Below are 19,341 nucleotides of genomic sequence, written 5' to 3'. Positions count from 1 at the left end.
TTCAGTTTAAATATACGTTAGAAAAGTGAAGTGAATGGATTTTGAGAAAGTGAGTTGGTAAGATTATTTTTGGTTTGAAAAGGCTTAAAAATGTTGATAGGAGCTTAAAAATGGCTTTATGGCGTTGTTTATTAAGTATAAAGGCTAGTTTTCCTTGCTCTTTTATGATGTTTAGGATTCTTTTGAGGTTGTATGCGATAGCGATGAGGCCAAAATCTGCACTGGCGTTCTGGATTCCTTTTTTAGTAATAATGTGATCAAAACCCCATTGGCGCTTTATGGTGCCATATGGATGTTCTACGATGGCTTGTCTTTTTTTATAGATCTCTGGTTGTTGTTGTACTCGTTTAAAATTAGCTTCTATGTACTGTTTGTATTCACTACGCTGGACTATTTTACCGTTTGCTTTTGATGTGGTGCATAGCGACCTGACTGGGCAGCTTTTACAGGCGCTACTCTTATATTGCTTAAACTTATAATTACGTGCTTTGTACCAGTTTCCATTGCTTTTAAGCTCGTGACCTTGCGGACATTGATAGCTGTCAGATGCTTTATCGTATTTAAAATGTTCTACGTTATAAGCTGGATCGGGCGCTTGACTTTTACGTCCTATAGCTGGTATGGCTACTAGGGTATCGATGCCTAAATCGTGTGCTGTTTTAAACTCGCTGCCCGTGTGATAGCCTTTGTCGTAGAGAGCGGTGAATTGGTTGGTTTTAAGGATAGATTTTGCTCTGCGCAGCATGTTTCCCATCGCTTTTTTATCATTCTCGTTAGTAACTTTATAATCTAGGAGTACTTTATGGTCAGCATCTACCGTGGTTTGTGCGGTGTAGCATACTTCTGTGATCATCCCACGAGTAATTTGGTGCCTGCTATCTGGATCGCTGGTGGACAACTGCGGATTTTCGGTCGTGGTATCTTCCTTCAGCGTTTTATTGATTCCTTCGTAACGCTTGCGCTGTTTGTTGTGCTTGTCGATTTGGTCTTTGTGGTCTTGCTTTTCTTGGTCGTTGTCCGCTTTGCAAGAGCGGTATTATGCTCCTCTAATTTTTTATCGATGTACTCGATGTGTCGGGCTACTTTTTTGAGGTTGTAATTGTTTTTCTTGCTGTTTTGAGCTCTGAGTTTAGTGGAGTCTCCAGCGATTAAGGTGGCGCCTATCAGGTTGTGGTTTTGGGCGATACTCACGGTGGCTCTAAAGACGCGTTTAATGGCTTTGGGGTTGTTTTTTCTAAACCTAGAGATGGTGTTGTGGTCTGGTTTGAGATTGCCTAGCAACCAGATGAGCTCGATGTTGCGATTGCATTCCAGTTCTAGTCTTCTAGAGGATCTCATGCGGTTCATGTAGCCATAGATGAAGAGTTTGAGAAGATCTGCTGGATCATAAGGTGGTCTTCCTTGAGATGCTAGTGATGCAAAGCCTAGATGTTCTAAATCGAGACTGTCTACAAAGGTGTCAATAGCCCTAACGGTATTATCAGCGGCAATCATGTCATCTAGGCATGTGGTGTATAAAGTGAGCTGACTGCGCGACTCTTTTTGCAAGTATTCCATATATAAATATCGGAAAAATCGATATAAATATCAAGCAGAATGGGAGAGTTTTGAGACAGTCTGACGGTTACCGCCGTTGTTTTTGGTGGCACCATGACATTAATTACAGTTATTACTACAGCTTTAGTTTCACCTACTTTTAGAAAACTGGATTTACGGAAGGACTTTGAAGCCCATCCCTAGCCCTTCCCAAGAGGAAGGGAACATTCTTAACAACCAATGTAATATTACAAATCCTTTACTCGTAGCATAAGCACCACAAATGATTTTCTTATTCCGCTTTCGCGAAAGCGGAACACTAATCCAACAATTACTATTTAAAAAGCAATTTACTATCGAGGTTTTGTGTATAAAATGTCATAATTGACATTGATATCTCGCTTTTTCCTAGGTTCATTTTTTATCTTTAGCATCCTTAAATTTTTACGATGACTAACGACGGTACTGACGATAAAAGATTATTTCTCCTTGATGCTTATGCCTTGATTTTTAGAGGTTATTATGCATTGATCAAAAACCCTAGAATTAATAGCGCCGGCATGGATACCAGTGCGATTATGGGTTTTACTAATTCGCTATTTGACGTGATAAGACGTGAGAAACCAGAATATCTAGCCGTTGCATTTGATAAAGAAGGAAGCAAAGAACGTGTAGAAATGTATGCCGATTATAAGGCAAATCGTGATGAGACTCCTGAAGCGATAAAAATTGCAGTACCGTATATTCAGAAAATCCTAAAAGCGATGCATATTCCTATCGTAGAAGAGGCAGGAATTGAGGCAGATGACTTGATAGGAACGCTGGCAAAACAGGCAGAAAAAGAAGGTTTTACCACTTATATGGTAACACCAGATAAAGATTATGCGCAGTTAGTGTCAGAGAATATCTTTATGTATAAACCTGCTCGTATGGGTAACGGAATCGAGATCTGGGGAATTCCTGAGGTGCAAAAGAAATTTGAAGTAGAACGACCTGAGCAAGTTATCGATTACCTGGGAATGATGGGTGATGCCAGTGATAATATTCCTGGACTGCCTGGTGTAGGAGATAAAACCGCTAAGAAATTTATAGCCGCTTATGGATCGATGGAAGGTTTATTAGAAAACACTGATAAGCTTAAAGGTAAAATGAAAGAAAAGGTCATCGCAAATGCCGAATTAGGTCTTCTTTCTAAGAAACTAGCTACTATTAGACTGGACTGCCCAGTGACTTTTAAAGCAGAAAAATACACCTTAGACGATCCAAATGTCGAGGCTGTACATGAAATTTTTGACGAGCTAGAATTCCGTCGTGCTAAAGAAACCATGGCAAAGATTTTTTCTAAGGATGTCAGTTCGAGCGCAGCCGAGAACGCTTCAAGTTCCAATTCAAATGCTGATGCCGGCGCAGGACAGTTTTCTTTATTTGACGCTCCAGGATCTGGAACAGCAGCCGAGGCTTCGACTACAGGAAGACAAACCCTTGCAACTAGCGACCATTTATACCAACTCGTTCAAGAAGGAATGGGAACAAAGCTGTTTTTACAATCGTTGATGCAGCAATCCAGCGTTTGTTTTGATACAGAAACTACTGGACTTGATCCACTAACAGCAGAGCTAGTAGGAATCGCATTCTCTTGGGAAAAAGGAAAAGGTTTTTATCTGCCTATTCCTGAAGATCGTGATGCTGCTCAAGATGTGGTTAACGAACTTAAACCGTTTTTTGAAAGTGAAACCATTGAGAAAGTAGGACAAAATCTCAAATACGACATCAAAGTACTGGATAAATATGGAGTAAATGTAAAAGGACCGATGTTTGACACCATGCTGGCACATTACCTCATCAATCCAGACATGCGTCACAATATGGACGTACTAGCCGAAACCTATCTGAACTACACGCCTCAATCTATTGTCGAGTTAATCGGTAAGAAAGGTAAGAATCAGAAATCGATGCGCGATGTAGAGCTAGAAAAGCAAAAGGAATATGCCGTTGAAGATGCTGATATTACTTTTCAGCTCAAAGAGAAATTTGTTCCAGAGCTTGCTAGCGCAGGAACTGATAAGTTATTTCACGATATAGAAATGCCATTGCTTGATGTGCTGGCTGCGATGGAAATAGAAGGTGTTAATCTAGATGGTGATTTTTTAAGTTCGCTTTCGCGAAAGCTGAACGAAGACATAGAACGTCTAGAAAAAGATATTTATGAAGCGGCAGGAGAAGAATTTAATATAGGCTCGCCGAAGCAATTGGGAGAAATATTGTTTGGTAAAATGAAGCTTGTTGACAAGCCTAAAAAGACAAAAACGGGACAATATTCTACTGCCGAAGATGTACTGAGTTATCTCGCCAAAGACCATCAAATTATTGCTGATGTACTGGAATACCGTGGTCTTGCCAAATTAAAATCAACTTATGTGGACGCATTGCCTAATCAGGTCAATCCTGCTACGCATCGCATCCATACCAATTATATGCAAACGGTTGCAGCAACAGGTAGATTGAGTTCTACAGATCCTAATTTGCAAAATATTCCTATACGTACCGAGCGTGGTCGTCAAGTGCGCAAAGCATTTGTACCAAGAGATGAAAACTATACACTCGTCGCTGCAGATTATTCTCAGATTGAATTGCGTATTATCGCTGCTTTAAGCGAAGAAGAAAACATGATCGCTGCCTTTCAAGGTGGTGAAGATATTCACGCATCGACCGCTGCAAAAGTATTCAACGTCGCTATAGAAGATGTCACTAGAGAACAGCGTAGCAATGCAAAAACTGTGAATTTTGGAATCATTTATGGGGTAAGCGCATTCGGATTAAGTAATCAAACCGATCTAGATCGTAGCGAGGCTAAAGAATTGATAGACACTTACTATGCTACTTATCCTAAGTTGAAAGCATATATGCAAGAACAAGTAGATTTTGCTCGAGAAAACGGTTATGTAGAAACCGTTTTGGGACGACGTCGTTATTTAAAGAATATTAATAGTTCTAATGCCGTTGTGCGAGGCGCAGCCGAACGCAACGCGGTGAATGCTCCTATTCAAGGAAGTGCGGCAGACATTATTAAAATCGCGATGATCAATATTCACAAAAAGTTTGAAAAGATGCAGTGTCAATCTAAAATGTTACTGCAAGTACATGATGAATTGGTTTTTGACATTCATAACGACGAGTTAGAAGACATGAAAAAACTCATACAAGACGAGATGCAAAATGCTTATAAAATGACGGTGCCACTAGATGTGGAAGTTGGTGTTGGTGAGAATTGGTTAGAGGCGCATTAAATGTTATATAATTTGTCGAATTAATAGTTTAAAGTCAGAAATCGATAATGTAAGTTTATCATCATCGCTTAAAGTGTAATTTGAAATGAAATTTTCCAATACAAATAAAGTAAACTTCATTGAATAATTATTCTTAGAAATTTTGATTAGATTAAACGAATCTTTGCTTCGCAAAAAATTTATATTGAATCTTTCCAAATTAATAGGCATGGTTAGATAAAGCAACTCTGACAACCCTGATTGATTCACGTTTTTTATCGCATTTGAATAACATTGGCTTAAAGAAATATTCATGTTTATTTGTTCACTAAATTCGTCTAAGTCCATGTGACCAATTATGTTCAAATTTGGCTCTTTATTTGTGGTTTCTCCAGATATGGAATACAATTTCTGAATTTTCTCATCTGTATGACCAAAGTTTTCAAATTCTTCAATTGAAAACATTTTAAGAATTATAAGGTAAACTGAATAAATGATAAATAACATAGATTCTTCATGTTTCAAAATCATTACTAATCCCTTATCATGTACTAATTTTGTATTTTCTGAAGCCTCCATTAAAATTTGATACTTGTTCAGAATTTTTTTGATCTTTCTGGGATTATTTATACCTAGATAATTAAACAATTTGGCTACTAATAAGTTTACCGTATGTTTCCCGTTAAACTGTCGAATTAATTTATTTGAAAAAGCTTGATTAGTTAATTTATAGAGAATAATTTTAGATGGCATCTGAAAATCCAAATCAAAAACCTTTTCTAAGTATTCATTCGACTTTACAACATCTCGATATTTAGTTTTTATCGCTACCTGTACCGCTTTTTCATCAACCCCAAAAAAGAAGATTGTTCTTTCTCCATAAGTAAAGAAGAGTTTAATTTCTGAAAGTAAATCCAAAACTTTCTCTGGCTCACAGCGATCTAAATCGTCAATAAAAACTATGTTAGTTTTCTTTTCCCCATTCTCTTGTTGAAAAATAGCCTCTTCAAATTCTCTGAATTTCCTCTTGAATTGTTGAATTTTGTAATGAAATGACTCTTCTTTGGAGCTTTTAATTTCACTTATGACTCCACTAGCGATGGGATGACTTCCTTTTAAAGCTCCTATTAAAACCTTTTTACCATAGGATAATAAATCGGTACTAACCTTCTGAATGGAATCATGTCCTTTTTCTGTCATAAACTCCAATAATGAAAAACTCAAATCTTTACCATTTTCATATTGCCAGGCATCAAAATAAAATGTTTGAAAGTCGTCTTGAAGTTTACTTTCCATGTATTTCATCAAAGTACTTTTACCACTACCCCAATTACCGTAAAGAGCAAACATTTTCATTTGCTCAAATTCAATGTTTCCTGACTTTAAAAGAGACACAATCATATCTCCTTTTTCAATGACACCTAAATAATCATTTTCTGGAGTTAGATTTTCAATAGGTAAGTTGGATAATAATTTCACGGCAGTAATATTTCTCTAAATGTAGGATATAAACTACTGGTGTTCAAGTGTAGTTATTAACAAGTAATTTAATTTCAAGTTATTGAAGTACGAAACCTTTTCCCCAGCCTTAAAGGGTAAGGTTTCTTATATTTTAAAGTCTAGATATCGGTGTTTCCGTACCCTTTAGGTTTGGGGCTTGGGAAATAAAAAGAAATATTATAAATGATACAGAATGTAGAAGTAAAAAGTAATTTACCGCTTAAAACTAGCCACAGTAGCATACTGCGGATACCTAATATCTAGATGTGTGAATAATACTGGAATATTATACAACCACGGTTTAATCGATTTACTTTTATTAATTCCTTCATGTTGAAGAACAGTATAACCTAACTGCTTGTACATTCTTTGAATGCTTTTTCTGGTAAACCATCTTAAATGGGTTTTATCCATCACTCCATGGTCGTTGTAAATCCAGTCTTTTTTAAAGACCAATCGCATGAAGGTATTGTGATAACGTATGTTAGGAATAGAACTTATAACAACACCATTTTTAGTGAGTTTGTGTTTTATTTTTTCTAGAACTGTATCGGGATAAGTAAGATGTTCTAGCACATCGTTAAAATATATCACGTCAAAATACTTGTCGGGAAGCTCATCTAAGTAATCTTCACATGGACCTGAGAAAACTTTATCCAGTTTAGTAGCTGCAACTTGAGCCTCTTTATCCATATACTCGATTCCCCAAGTCTCTGCTTTGGTTTTATTTTTCAAAGCTTCAGCAAAAGCACCAGCTCCACAACCTATGTCTATAATGGTCTTAGGGTTATTAGGAAGATAAGCAAGCATTTCTTGCCTTACGTTATTATAATACTTTGCAGACTTGTTATTGTAATCCAATGGTTAGTGGTGTTGTAATTAAAACAAACGCCCAAGATAAGGAAAATTCCTTCTTAAAAAAGGTAGAAAAAGCTATCAGAAAAGCATAACGATAATAAAAAATGCCTTTAATTTAAGCTGTAAATTATATTTTAATGTGCAATTATGACTTTCTCCGTTGCAATGGAAGAGCCTACATAAACTTTCAAAAAGTAAATGCCGTTATCGAACTTAGAAATATCTATAGTTTCACAGTCATCATTTTTTTCAATTATAGCTTGCCCAAAAACATTATAAAGTTCTAATTTATCTATTTTTTGAGAGGCATTGATTTGGAATTGCTCTTTAGCAGGATTAGGAAATACTTTTACAGTTGTATCAATAGATAATTGATCAGTACTCAATGTGTTTTGATATACGCGCACATAATCAATGACCATCGCACTTTGTGAAAAGCTAGGATCGATGGTACCTGCATAACCGCCCATCGCAACATTTAATAGTAAATATTGATCTTCAAAAAACGGATAGGTATTAACGTCTTTTACGGTTGGGTTATAAGTGTAGAATGGTACGTCATCAATTAAAAATGTAATTTGTTGTGGCGACCAGTTCATAGAATACACATGAAAATTATTTGCAACATCAGGAAGTGTGGTTGATCTAAAATTTCTAGTGTTTCCTGAGCAACCTGCACAATTCGTATGCAATGCAGCAGAAACATGATTCACAGCACCTAAACCATGCTCCATAATATCTATTTCTCCACATAACGGCCAGTTGGTCGTTCCATGTGTAGCATCCCAAAAACCACCATCTTCGTTAATGTTTTTACCCAATGTCCATATTGCAGGCCAAGTTCCATTACCGAATGGCAATTTTGCTCGTACATCTACTCTACCATAAGTAAAAGCATACTTTGAATTTAGTCTGGCACTAGTAAATTGTTTAGTTTGACCTTGATCAAAAAAGCTTTCTCTTTTAGCTACTATATTCAAAAATCCATTTTCTACAAAAGAATTGTCCGTTCTATTAGTGTAATGCTGCACCTCGTTATTGTACCAGCTGCCACCAGCCGGAAGTTGGGTTTGATGATGCCATTTTCTTGGATCTACTGGATTATTTAATCCTGAAGTATCAAACTCGTCAGACCAAACTAAATCTGTATAAACTACATCTATAGGATTGAATGGAGTTGCTACAGCACCGTTATTGATGTCGTCTATGACATAAGTCCCAGCAGTTGTATTACCAAAGTCAATAAAAATGACAACTCGGTCGTACTGACCTGTGGCTGAAACGTTGGTTCCAGCTCCGCTTAGCGTTGCGTTGCTAAAATCAAAAGTAACATCTTTCCATGCATTTGCTCCTGCAGGAATTTGCTGCAGTACTTCTACATCTCCTTGATTCCCATTTTCAAACTTTAGAAGTATGTTGTGAGCATTAGGGTCAAAGGCATAAAATCTTAGAGTAACATTTTGATCTGCGCTAAGATCAACCGCGGTAGAAACATCTATAAAAAATCCTTGACTAGGTGAACTGCCATCGTTGAAAAATTGACCAGCATTTCCAGACACTCCAGCAGGATCTGATCTAAAAGAAAAAGAAGAACCAGAAAAACCTGTGAACGAAAACTGATTATTCTCAAAATCTAATGGAAACTGTTGCCCATAGGAAAATTGAATAGCACAAAAAAGTAGAATAATGTATCTCAATGAAATCATTGCTTTTTTTTGCTAAACTACGATAGGACCACGAGAATAGATAAAAACTGACCACAACAAATACTATACAACAAACTTATCGCTTGTTAAAGTTTACTAATCAGGAGAGGGAATTAATGATATAAAGCAACTTATCTATAAGCCTTAAAAATTACGACGATTTGATTAGTACGATCATTTGAAGTAGCACCAGCTAGAAATTTATCCACGTTTATGGTAAATCCATCATTATCAAAAGTTGTCAAAGATGCTCTAATTAATCCGTCTTGAGCATCGCTCCCATTATTAGATTGACCGTTATCGTGAATAGCCTCTCCATTGTTATTAACAAAGTAAGCCGCAATACAATGATTACTTGAGGAATACGTACCTATATTGTTGATACTAGAACCACTTGTTCCATAAGAAATAACTTGCTGACTTTTTACTCCATTATAATTAGTTGCAAAACCTGTCATTTGACCACTTGCCATTCTCACATCGTTAGAGTTATTACTGCTAGAACGATAGGCTCCATCATTATAATTTTGTACTCGGTTTACCGCTATAAACTCAATAGAACTTGGTTTAAATCCTATTCCAGTAATTATTTTTGAGCCTGATGCATCTATTATCATTTTACCAAAATGAACTGTCTTTTGAGTAGAGCTTATAACTTGAGTCCATTCTCCATCCATCCAGTAATAGAAACCAGCAGGTTTAATTCCAGTAGCCGCGGTATTCCATACCATTGTCCCGTTTACTAATGCCGTTCCATTGGGATTTTTTACCGTAGTATTATCAGTATCTGATTGTAAATCTACTCTAGGTAATAACAATCCAGAATCTGTAGAATTAATATCTAAAGCCGCTTGGGGATCATCCGTTCCTACTCCTACTTGAGCGTTTATCGTAGAAATAAGGAAAGAAAAAAGTAATACAGGGATTATACTTTTGTAATTCATATTTTTTTTTGTAAAAATATTTACATATGTTAATTCTCACAAAAAAGTCTCGTTATTGTTCGCTTAAAATCGATAAAAAGCATAAATCTAAGGTTTAACTATGCGTGCATAATAAAAAATGCGTGTTTGGACGAGCGATAAGGTCGTTTTACATGGAGAAAATAACTGTTTACAATCACAATAATTCTTTATGTTGGAGTCTCGCTTTCGCGAAAGCGGAATAATAAAACTACCTTTTCAAAGCAAAAAATCCTTTTACCAAAGGTTTATCGGGAATTTGTAATGTAAACCAATAAGAACTGGAAGGCAATGGATTATTAAGATAAGTACCATCCCAGCCAGGCCCTTCAGGTGACATCTGGAAAAGTAATTTACCATGACGGTCGTAAATATAAATTACAGCGGTAGGAAATGCGCTTAATCCGTCCAGTGTCCAGTAATCATGAAAGCCATCACCATTAGGCGTGAAAAATTGTTGGAAATCAAGCACTACAAATTCCTGAGTTAAAACACCACAGCCATTTTTATCTCGTATACGAACGGTATGGAAGCCTTTGTAAAGTCCGCTGAAAAAGTTAGCATCTTGATAAGGACCATTATCAACAGAGAATTCATAATCTCCAGGTCCGGAAACTAGAAATTGAGCCGTATTATCGCCATTTCTAAAATCTTGAGTAATAATATCATCTATTACAGCAACATCTGATGGCAAGGCCGTAATCGTCAACATACTTTCACACCCAAAATTATTTGTAACCGTAACGGTATAATTTCCAGGCTGATCTATATCTATAGAATTTAAATTAGAACCACTCTCACCAGTACTCCAATCATAAAAATCAAAGCCAGACTCAACACTTATAGTAGTAAGGCTTACAGCGTCTACACAAACTGTAATATCATCTTGTGGAGCAAGAACTGGCTTAGGATTTATAGTCACATTAAATGCTACATCACTAAAACAAGAAGTTCTCGTTTCTGTAACTCTCACAAAAATTTGTTGTGGATTTTGAGTATTGGTAAAGGTATTTCCTAATGCGTTTTGATCGTTAGCGCGATCTGTAGCATTAGAATAGAACTGTACTTGATGTAGGGTTGAATCTAGACCATTTAAAATATCTGGATTTTGATTGCCTAGATTCACACTTAAAAAACCATCAAAATCATCATCGCAAAAAAACAAATCTTGAGGTGCTGCTATCTGTGGTGGATTTGCAACAAAAAGCGGAACGCTCACTACAAATTCACACGATAATCCTGTAGGGTCGATCACTTTAATAAAATAGGTTTCTTCCACAAGCGTTGCGGTAAAAACAGACCCTTGCGGATTCAGATCATCTGCTGCGTCAGTTTCGGTTAAATGATATGTAATATTGAGATTTGCAGCGTTAGGAACTAAGGTGTCAATAACACTATCAAAATCAAAAGACTCTGTTGTATTATCGCTACATATAATTATAGCATCTGCAGTTGTTGTTACATTAGTATCGTCTACTTCAATCATAAACTCTGTAAAGTCGGTACATTCAGAATCATTTCTTATCACCCTAACAAATATTTCTTGCGGATTTGAAATATTAGTATAAGGAAAAGTAAGAGCGTTTATACCTATGTTAGCATCATTGAGCGACTCGTGATAAGTTACAGTTGTGCTAGATTGACCTTGTAAAACATCTGCGTCTAATGGTGAGAAATCAAACTCTCTAAATCCATCCTGAGCGCCTAAATCATCACATACATCTAGATCATCAACAGGATTTGCGGTAGGTGCTGGAGGCAAGTCTGCACTACCACTAGTAGAAAGAGAAAAACCACCTTGACCTATGGCAAGTCCTACGATCACGTAGTAGATTTCCCCAGCGTTGACGGTAAGCTCTTGTAAAAAACCGTTACCCAGTGGTCCTGGACCTTCTTGAGTATCAATTTCAGTATCGTTTAAGCCAGTTTCACCAGTTACTCCAGCAGCATTAGGATTAGTACTAGAACAGCGTATTGCAGCTCCTAGATTATTACAATCTGTCACTGGCCCAAAAATTGCAAAATCATAATCGGCCTGTGGAGTGTCTGGTGTTAGCACAAAACTAAATGTACCAGTAGTTTCTATTTCTACCTTAAACCATACCTGATCGGTCTGAAAGTTGAAGCAAGTAGGTGTTATGTTTCCAGGCAAATTGAACTCGTTTGCTCCTATTCCATCTGGATCAATACCTAAATCAGTATCGCCACAAAGTAAAATGGCATCTCTACAATCATTAGGATTTTGAGCAAATCCAAATGAAACTAATAGCAGAAGCGTAATAAAGAAAGTGTTTTTCATAAAATGATGAAGTGACTTACAAATCTAGTACTTCAAGCAACTTATCCAAGTCTTCTTGTGTATTAAAAAAGGAAAAACTAATTCTTATCCCATCACCACGCAATGATGTCACTATATCATGAACTAGTAGTTTTTCATACAAATCTTGATCACCTTTAATATTAAAAATGGAGGAATGTTCTTTTCTAGAGGCTACAACTGCGGTCAAGAGGTTTCTCTTTTCAAACTCCATTTTTGCCTTATGAGCTAGTTTTTTTACAAGATCAGAAACTTTCTCCCATCCCATTTCTTGAATTTTGAGAATCGCTTGTTGTAATGTACCAAAAGCAATCATATCTTGATGTCCAGGTTCAAAACGGCTGATAAAAGTCACATTAGCATTCATCACATTGCGCGCACTGCGGTAACCTATAGATTTAGGAAAGATATATTCCTGTACGTTCTCTTTTACACAAATAAAACCGTTGCCATCACCAGCATGAAGCCATTTGTAACAAGATGCGAGGATGATGTCTAGTCCGCTTTCGCGAAAGCGGAATTCTTCACTACCTACGTACTGAGTACCATCTGCAATCAGGATCATATCTGGAAACTGTTGTTTTAACTTCTTAATAAATTCCAAGTCCATCTTGATTCCAGAAATGTATTGCACCATAGAAAAACAAAAGAAATCTGGGCGCTCCTTTTCACAAACTTTCATGATTTGTGCTTCCATATCTTCATCTATGGCAACATGATGCGTTTTAAAACCTCGTGTTTCTACTGGCCAGTTTACAGATGGGTAATCATCTTTGAGAAGTAAGAAGGTTGCATTATGTTCTATATTATTTATTAACGTATTGAATCCGGTAGAAAAGTTAGGAATAACGGCTGTAAAATCAGGATCTGCATCGATGAAGTTTGCTATAGTATGACGCACCTCATCAATAAAAATATTGCGCTTATTTGTAAAAACTGAAGCTTCATCTCTCATTTTCTGATTGAGCAAATTGCGGTAATCCACGAGGTCTTGGGAGAGCAGTCCATGATTTGCAGTATTGAGATACGTGTACTTTTTAAGAATAGGAAACTGATCTGTCATTTTATGGTATTGCTAGGAATGTCTGTGCTTAATATAATGTAAATTTGGATGTAAAAATAACGAGAATGTTTGGCAAGAAGAACAAAGAACACACCGGAATAGATTTAGAGCAAAAAGAACTCATAGAAAATGCGCAACGACGTATCAAACAGAAACGCGGTTTATTTACGCACTTCGTAGTTTTCTTAGTAGGTGCGGTAGGTCTTATCATTATAAGTCAAGTACTTATGCAAGTTGAACCAGTAAAGGTTCTAGGCATAGAATGGTGGATTTGGATTGTTTTTGCATGGTTTTTACTGTTATGCTATCATGCTTTTAAAGTATTTATTACTAATCGATTGTTAGGTCCAGAATGGGAGAAAAAGCAATACGATCGTCTCGTAACTAAGCAACAAAAACGTATTCAAGAACTTGAAAAAAAAGTTGAAAAGGAATACATCGCTCCTAAAACAAAGCTTGTTCTAGATAATGATGACACCAAAAGAAAAATAACCATGATCGCAGCAGCTGGTCAAAACAATGAATTAGGTAAAGATGGAGACCTGGTATGGCATTTACCAGATGATTTTAAAAGATTTAAAGCTTTAACTACAGGTCACCACATCATCATGGGCCGCAAAACTTTTGAAAGTTTTCCTAAGCCATTACCTAATCGTACACATATCATACTTACTAGAGATAAAAATTACAAAACTGAAGGCGGCATTGTCGTTCATGATCTAGAAACAGCACTTGCCACCACTTCTGGCGATGAGAATCCGTTTATTATAGGTGGCGGCGAGATTTATAAACTAGGAATGAAAGTAGCTGATGAAATTGAGCTGACAAGAGTTCATGGAACATTTGATGTAGATACTTATTTCCCAGAAATAGACGAGAGCAAATGGAAGATCAAAACATCACTTCATCATCCAGCCGATGATAAGCATAAGTATAGTTTTGATTATGAAACCTGGGTGAGAAAGTAGTAGGCAGCATGCAGTTCGTAAAATCGCTTTGCTCATTTGAATTAAGTAGGCAGTATTCTTTTGAATTTTGAACTTGAAGTCGAACTTGAAATTGTATTGAAAAACAGCTTATTTTAGATTACGAAAGATGGCGGTTTCCGCACCCTTTAGGGTTGAGGAATAGAAACTAAACAACAAATCATTATTTTTACGCCTTCAACTAACGCAAACAATATGAAAGCATACGTTTTTCCAGGTCAAGGAGCTCAATTCACAGGAATGGGTAAAGACTTATACGATAATTATCCAGAAGCAAAAGAATTATTCCATAAAGCTAATGATATTTTAGGTTTTGAGATTTCTAAAATCATGTTTGAAGGAACTGCTGACGAACTCAAAGAAACTAAAGTAACGCAACCAGCTATTTTTATACATTCTGTTGTGCTTGCAAAAATGATGGGTGCTGATTTTGCACCAGATATGGTGGCAGGTCATTCTCTAGGAGAATTAAGTGCGCTTACTGCTGCCGGAGCTTTAAGTTTTGAAGATGGATTGCGAATTGTTTCTAAACGTGCGCTAGCTATGCAAGAAGCATGTGAAGCACAAGAAAGCACCATGGCGGCCATCATAGGTATGGCAGATGAAGATGTAGAAAAAGTTTGTGAAGAAGTAGATGGTGTAGTCGTTGCAGCAAATTACAATTGCACAGGCCAGCTAGTTATTTCTGGAGAAGTACCGGCAGTTGAAAAAGCTTGTGAAATTCTAAAAGAAAAAGGAGCCAGAAGAGCTTTGATTTTACCGGTAGGTGGCGCTTTTCACTCGCCTTTAATGGAGCCTGCTCGTGAAGAACTGGCAAAAGCAATTGAAGAAACTGAATTCAAAATACCTACGTGTCCTATCTATCAAAATGTTTCTACATTTGCTGTAGAAGGAATTGTAGACATTAAAACCAACTTGATTTTTCAATTGACCGCTCCAGTAAAATGGACGCAATCAGTTCAAAACATGATCAAAGATGGCGCTACTGAATTTATAGAAGTAGGTCCAGGAAAAGCTTTACAGGGATTGATTAAAAAGATTGATCGTGAAGCGCAGGTGAGTCAGGGAAGTGTGGCTTAAATAGGTCTCAAAATTATGTATTAACGTTCTTAGAATGAAAAACCACTCTTAGAAAATTAAGTTTTCTAAGAGTGGTTTTTTTATAAAAGTAAATACCCTGTTTACTACCTGTTAAATTTTTAAATATCGTTGTTGAAGTATTACAAAGCTTTATGTGAAATATCTGAACTTAATAAAAGTAACTATTCGTAATAAGCGTAAATGAAAAATAGAACTGATATTGCAAAACACCGTCTAAGACCTTGAGAAATTATTGTCAAATTAACAGAAGCCAGCGAAAATCCCTCTATGGTATTGAAAAATAACTAATTGATCTAATCAAGTTGGTACTACTTGAATATGCTATTTCAATGTTTGTGTCAGAGATTTGAATATTTCCTAGATCATCAATATAAGATATTACAAATAACAAATAGTGCTCGCCATTAGTAGAAACTTTTAAAGCACTAGGATAGCTAATTATCATTGAACTTATTGAACTTCCTAATGAAAAAGTATTAGACTCAATTACGAAATTTGATGTTGGATTTTCAACCTCTATAGTGTTCAACACAGAAGAATCGTCAAATGTGAAATAATTCAAGTTAGCAATACAAGAGAAAAAGTTGTTATGCAATTCTCCTTGACTCGTGCAATTACTTGCTGTACCAAATAATTGACTTAATGCCCTTTTTTCAATCTGAGATATCTGCACACCATCTAATGATATGTCGTTTATGTTAATAGTAACCTGTCCTCTACAAAAGAAAGAGATAAGTATTAAAGTGAAAAAAATAAATGTTTTCATAATTGTTAGTTTATAAATATTATTGAAATTTAAGTTAAAGTAATAAGTGCAACATGTAAGTTTAAAACACTTAAGGCTAGCCTCAGGTATTTTAGGTTCAATATTTATATTGGTCTTGTATTAAAAAATACAAACAACTGACATTGGATCAAAGGTATCAAATTCAAAGTCAGTTGAAAACTGGATTAACCCAAACAAGCATAGCACAACAATTAGATTATCATAGAAGCACAAATCAGAGAATTTGCTCACAACGCTCCTAAACAAGTTAAAACGGCGTGGAGCTACCGAATTTATAGAAGTAGGTCTGGTAAAAGCTTTACAAGGATTGATTAAAAAGATAAATAGAGAGGCGCAGGTAAGTCAGGGAAGTGTGGCTTTGTAAGATTATGGATTATAAATACATTCTCAGAGCAAAAAAACCTCCCATAGAAAATTGCGTTTTCTATGAGAGGTTTTTTAATGCTATGGCTTTAATTTTCACTTCGCAGCTCATCAAAAAAGCTAAAAAGCTCTTCTTTATACAGCACTGATTGTAAAGTTGCAGCCACTACTACTTGCCAAATTAAATATGGGTTTGCAATTCTTGGAGGTTCATTCTCAAATAAAACAGAGCAAAATTGCATGTAAGAGTAAGACACTACAATTGCTACAATTATGAATATAATATTCGTTCTAGTAAATTTAATATCATAGTACTTGAAAAATGCTGTTAACACAAAAAATGGTGCAATCACATATATAATGAATGAATAAATCACATTAACTGAATCATCAAGTGATAAAGAACCACCGCCAATTCCAATGATTACAAGCAAAATTAATATAAATGTTATCAATGATAATAACAAAGCAAAAAATGCTTTTCTTAATTCTTTTAAATTAATTGATTTGATGTTAGCAATACCTATTACTAAACCAAATGATATAGGGAAATAAAGGTAGCTCAAATAATCACCTATAAAACTATCCAATAAAGTCAACATCCCTATTGAAAGAAAAATAACTGGTAAAACCAACCTTAAAGTAATAATAACTAATTTCATTAATTACAATTAATTTCATCAATTGTTTCAGACTGTTTTAATAATTCAAGGATTTTTTCCTTGTCTACTTTAAGAACAGTAGTATCCAAAGAGATTGATGCCACACCATTTTTACTATTGATCCAATTAATCACCTCGCTTTGTAAATTTTCCCAAGTAGCATTTGCAATATTATAATAATCGTTTTGCTTTTCGGTTAATTGATTAAAAGGATCGTTTTCAATTAAAGTAGTCATTTTTGCAACATCAACTGCTCGAGTAAAAAGCTCAGTATTTCCTTGAGCATTTCTTGTAATACCCCATTGACGATTCCCTGAAAAAGGCTGACTACCAGTTACGCCAAAGGGAGTTTCAATAGTAGACACAGTCCAGTGAGAGTTCCCTACATAATCCGACACAATAACAGCTCCTTCATCTGCTGTCAAATTAGTTAATAAACCGTCAGTACCTGCACTTATTGTAAAAATTGCACTGATTGGGTTAAATCCGTCGAAAGTTTGCATATCTAAAGGAAGATAAGGTGAGAAGTTCCACCATATATCTGCCGTATTACTTGGATTGGCTGGAATATTCGATTCGAATTGAAAATCATCTAGCTCTCCACTTGCAACGTCTAAAAATTTGTTTTTGTATGCTATGAATAAATCACTCTCATTTTCAGGAATACCATCATTATCTAAATCAGGCATAGTTGTTATCTCAATTCCATAATAATCAATATTAGCACATGGTACATTACCCTCTGATATCGGTTGGTTGATAAAATTGTTAATACCCCAACTCAAATCTTCTAATCTATCTTCACAACTTTGTGGAATGGTGTGATTGAAAAGATTTACAAATTCTGAACTATCTAATCCGCTTTGAGTTAAGCAGTCTCTAATTAAAGCAAAAGGGTCATTGTCGAGCAATTCTACCAACTCTTCGTATCTTTCAAATTTAACATCCCTATTATTTATACTTATCTCTAAGAAATCCTGTACTAACTGTTTATTTTCATCTGAAAGCCCCTGCAATCTTAAAAAATTACCAATTGTTATACTGAGATCATATTGTTCATAATGATTGATGTAATCTCTTAAGTTTGCTGGAAGTTGATCGAAAAATATTTGAACTAACGGACCGACTGATATTAATGGTTTCGTAATAATACCATTTATAGGTAATTCACTACCAGGATTTGTGGTATCATTTCCGCTAGTAGTTGCTCCTGTAGCTTCACCGTTAGATGGATTATCAGGATTATCACCGGGATTATAATCACTATCTCCAGAAATAGAGCCACCAGTGGGACCACCACTACACGTAACCGTTATATCAAAAACTACAATTTCTGCTCCTCCTACATTACATCGAGAATGTCCTGGTGGGTGATTATATCCTGCATCACATTCCCACACAACATTAATGCTAAATGCACAATCAGGTACACTATTGACACTATTTTGATAAGTACCTGTAAATGGAGTTAGTTCAACCTCACCTTCAAAAGGCGTAATACTGTGATTTGAATCCAACCATGCCTGAGATGGATCATACTTAGCAACATAAGCATTAAAAGTAATATCATCTTCTGTCCTAATGATCAAGTTTCTAAATGATGTATCTGTATTATCTTCTATAATTACAAAGGTAAAAGTTGTAACTCCTTGATAAGTGTACATTTCTATATGATCGACTATTAAATGGGTAGAAGTAGAATCGTTCTGGATTTGAAAGCCATTATTCCCAACACCGAAGCTTTCAAAAATTGAAGAAGTTCCTTTCATTTGATTTATTTCAGAAAATTCATTCCAATTCAACGTCTGACGTTTAATTTTTTTAGGGTCAATAGAATTAGGTGGATTGACTTCTGTAAGACTAGTTTCTTCAAAAACTTCATCTTTCTCACAAGAAGAAATAGAAATTATAGCAATCGTAAGAACGATTATAAATACATAATAAAAATAGGATTTCCTGAACATAGAATACGGTATAGTTGTCATTTGAGATAATGACAGGTTAATGATTTATACAATTCAGGGAATGTGAAGGTAAGCGGATAGATAGATAGATAGATAGATAGATACCTAGTTTTTTAACATTTATTTAACTTTATAAATCTTACAAAATATATCTTAAAAAAATAGCAGTCCAGCTTACAGTACCTGTAACTGCTATTATTTCAAGTTTTTAAGAAATAAATCATTAGAGATGGGTTCGATTACCGTTGAAATCGATTAAATCTAGGAAAT

Annotated in this window: 13 protein-coding genes and 2 pseudogenes; 5 read left to right on the top strand and 10 right to left on the bottom strand. The window is 35.6% G+C overall.

Features of this window, described 5'->3' with window-relative positions:
* Position 1: 1 nt before the first annotated feature.
* Positions 2-1,557, bottom strand: a pseudogene (locus DDD_RS08230) (IS1182 family transposase).
* Positions 1,558-1,985: 428 nt separating this feature from the next.
* Between DDD_RS08230 and polA the strand changes: the two are divergent.
* Positions 1,986-4,823, top strand: coding sequence for a DNA polymerase I (gene polA / locus DDD_RS08225; protein WP_015362357.1), 2,838 nt, complete (start codon positions 1,986-1,988; stop codon positions 4,821-4,823).
* Between the two features lie 3 nt (positions 4,824-4,826).
* Here polA and DDD_RS08220 read toward each other — a convergent pair whose 3' ends face one another.
* The 6 genes from DDD_RS08220 to DDD_RS08195 all read right to left on the bottom strand — a co-directional run bounded on the left by DDD_RS08220 (position 4,827) and on the right by DDD_RS08195 (position 13,208).
* The gene (locus DDD_RS08220) at positions 4,827-6,281 is read right to left on the bottom strand and encodes a KAP family P-loop NTPase fold protein (protein WP_015362356.1); all 1,455 of its coding nucleotides are present in this window, start codon (positions 6,279-6,281) and stop codon (positions 4,827-4,829) included.
* 234 nt (positions 6,282-6,515) lie between these two features.
* Positions 6,516-7,163 (bottom strand): class I SAM-dependent methyltransferase, encoded by a 648-nt coding sequence (locus tag DDD_RS08215; RefSeq protein ID WP_041567034.1) that lies wholly within the window; start codon positions 7,161-7,163, stop codon positions 6,516-6,518.
* A 131-nt stretch (positions 7,164-7,294) separates the two neighbouring features.
* Positions 7,295-8,866: a family 16 glycosylhydrolase gene (locus tag DDD_RS08210; protein ID WP_236613404.1), complete on the bottom strand. Its 1,572-nt coding sequence runs from the start codon at positions 8,864-8,866 to the stop codon at positions 7,295-7,297.
* 131 nt (positions 8,867-8,997) lie between these two features.
* Positions 8,998-9,810, bottom strand: coding sequence for a hypothetical protein (locus tag DDD_RS08205; RefSeq protein ID WP_015362351.1), 813 nt, complete (start codon positions 9,808-9,810; stop codon positions 8,998-9,000).
* Positions 9,811-10,039: 229 nt separating this feature from the next.
* A complete protein-coding gene (locus DDD_RS08200; RefSeq protein WP_015362349.1) occupies positions 10,040-12,127 on the bottom strand; it encodes a T9SS type B sorting domain-containing protein in 2,088 nt (695 codons plus the stop codon).
* A gap of 16 nt (positions 12,128-12,143) precedes the next feature.
* Positions 12,144-13,208: an aminotransferase class V-fold PLP-dependent enzyme gene (locus DDD_RS08195; RefSeq protein ID WP_015362348.1), complete on the bottom strand. Its 1,065-nt coding sequence runs from the start codon at positions 13,206-13,208 to the stop codon at positions 12,144-12,146.
* Between the two features lie 65 nt (positions 13,209-13,273).
* Here DDD_RS08195 and DDD_RS08190 point away from each other — a divergent pair, with 65 nt between their 5' ends.
* Both DDD_RS08190 and fabD read left to right on the top strand, forming a co-directional pair.
* Positions 13,274-14,176: a dihydrofolate reductase gene (locus DDD_RS08190; protein ID WP_015362347.1), complete on the top strand. Its 903-nt coding sequence runs from the start codon at positions 13,274-13,276 to the stop codon at positions 14,174-14,176.
* Between the two features lie 213 nt (positions 14,177-14,389).
* Entirely contained in the window at positions 14,390-15,274 is an 885-nt protein-coding gene (gene fabD / locus DDD_RS08185) for an ACP S-malonyltransferase (RefSeq protein WP_015362346.1), read from the top strand.
* A gap of 286 nt (positions 15,275-15,560) precedes the next feature.
* Here the strand turns inward: fabD and DDD_RS08180 are convergent, their stop codons facing one another.
* A complete protein-coding gene (locus DDD_RS08180) occupies positions 15,561-16,061 on the bottom strand; it encodes a hypothetical protein (RefSeq protein WP_015362345.1) in 501 nt (166 codons plus the stop codon).
* Positions 16,062-16,180: 119 nt separating this feature from the next.
* Here DDD_RS08180 and DDD_RS18405 point away from each other — a divergent pair, with 119 nt between their 5' ends.
* Together DDD_RS18405 and DDD_RS17845 are read left to right on the top strand one after the other, a co-directional pair.
* Positions 16,181-16,324, top strand: a complete 144-nt coding sequence (locus tag DDD_RS18405; protein ID WP_083892389.1) for a helix-turn-helix domain-containing protein — start codon at positions 16,181-16,183, stop codon at positions 16,322-16,324.
* Between the two features lie 17 nt (positions 16,325-16,341).
* A pseudogene (locus tag DDD_RS17845) lies at positions 16,342-16,446 on the top strand (ACP S-malonyltransferase); the annotation flags it as partial.
* 88 nt (positions 16,447-16,534) lie between these two features.
* Here DDD_RS17845 and DDD_RS08175 read toward each other — a convergent pair.
* The gene (locus tag DDD_RS08175) at positions 16,535-17,107 is read right to left on the bottom strand and encodes a hypothetical protein (RefSeq protein WP_015362342.1); all 573 of its coding nucleotides are present in this window, start codon (positions 17,105-17,107) and stop codon (positions 16,535-16,537) included.
* On the bottom strand, positions 17,107-19,092 hold the full coding sequence (locus tag DDD_RS08170; RefSeq protein WP_111474659.1) for a hypothetical protein: 1,986 nt from the start codon (positions 19,090-19,092) through the stop codon (positions 17,107-17,109). The genes DDD_RS08175 and DDD_RS08170 overlap by 1 nt, the downstream gene beginning before the upstream one ends.
* Between the last annotated feature and the right edge of the window lie 249 nt (positions 19,093-19,341).

The sequence above is a fragment of the Nonlabens dokdonensis DSW-6 genome, assembly GCF_000332115.1.
Lineage (GTDB): Bacteria > Bacteroidota > Bacteroidia > Flavobacteriales > Flavobacteriaceae > Nonlabens > Nonlabens dokdonensis.
The sequence above is the reverse complement of the archived record's forward strand: the minus strand, read 5'-3'. Positions and strand labels throughout refer to the sequence as shown.

Bases quoted from the DNA above. Each gene is read 5' to 3' on its own strand.
- fabD (WP_015362346.1), top strand. From the start codon at position 14,390: ATGAAAGCATACGTTTTTCCAGGTCAAGGAGCTCAATTCACAGGAATG.
- DDD_RS08195 (WP_015362348.1), bottom strand. From the start codon at position 13,208: ATGACAGATCAGTTTCCTATTCTTAAAAAGTACACGTATCTCAATACT.
- DDD_RS08210 (WP_236613404.1), bottom strand. From the start codon at position 8,866: ATGATTTCATTGAGATACATTATTCTACTTTTTTGTGCTATTCAATTT.
- DDD_RS08205 (WP_015362351.1), bottom strand. From the start codon at position 9,810: ATGAATTACAAAAGTATAATCCCTGTATTACTTTTTTCTTTCCTTATT.
- DDD_RS08190 (WP_015362347.1), top strand. From the start codon at position 13,274: ATGTTTGGCAAGAAGAACAAAGAACACACCGGAATAGATTTAGAGCAA.
- DDD_RS08175 (WP_015362342.1), bottom strand. From the start codon at position 17,107: ATGAAATTAGTTATTATTACTTTAAGGTTGGTTTTACCAGTTATTTTT.
- polA (WP_015362357.1), top strand. From the start codon at position 1,986: ATGACTAACGACGGTACTGACGATAAAAGATTATTTCTCCTTGATGCT.
- DDD_RS08170 (WP_111474659.1), bottom strand. From the start codon at position 19,092: ATGACAACTATACCGTATTCTATGTTCAGGAAATCCTATTTTTATTAT.
- DDD_RS08200 (WP_015362349.1), bottom strand. From the start codon at position 12,127: ATGAAAAACACTTTCTTTATTACGCTTCTGCTATTAGTTTCATTTGGA.
- DDD_RS08180 (WP_015362345.1), bottom strand. From the start codon at position 16,061: ATGAAAACATTTATTTTTTTCACTTTAATACTTATCTCTTTCTTTTGT.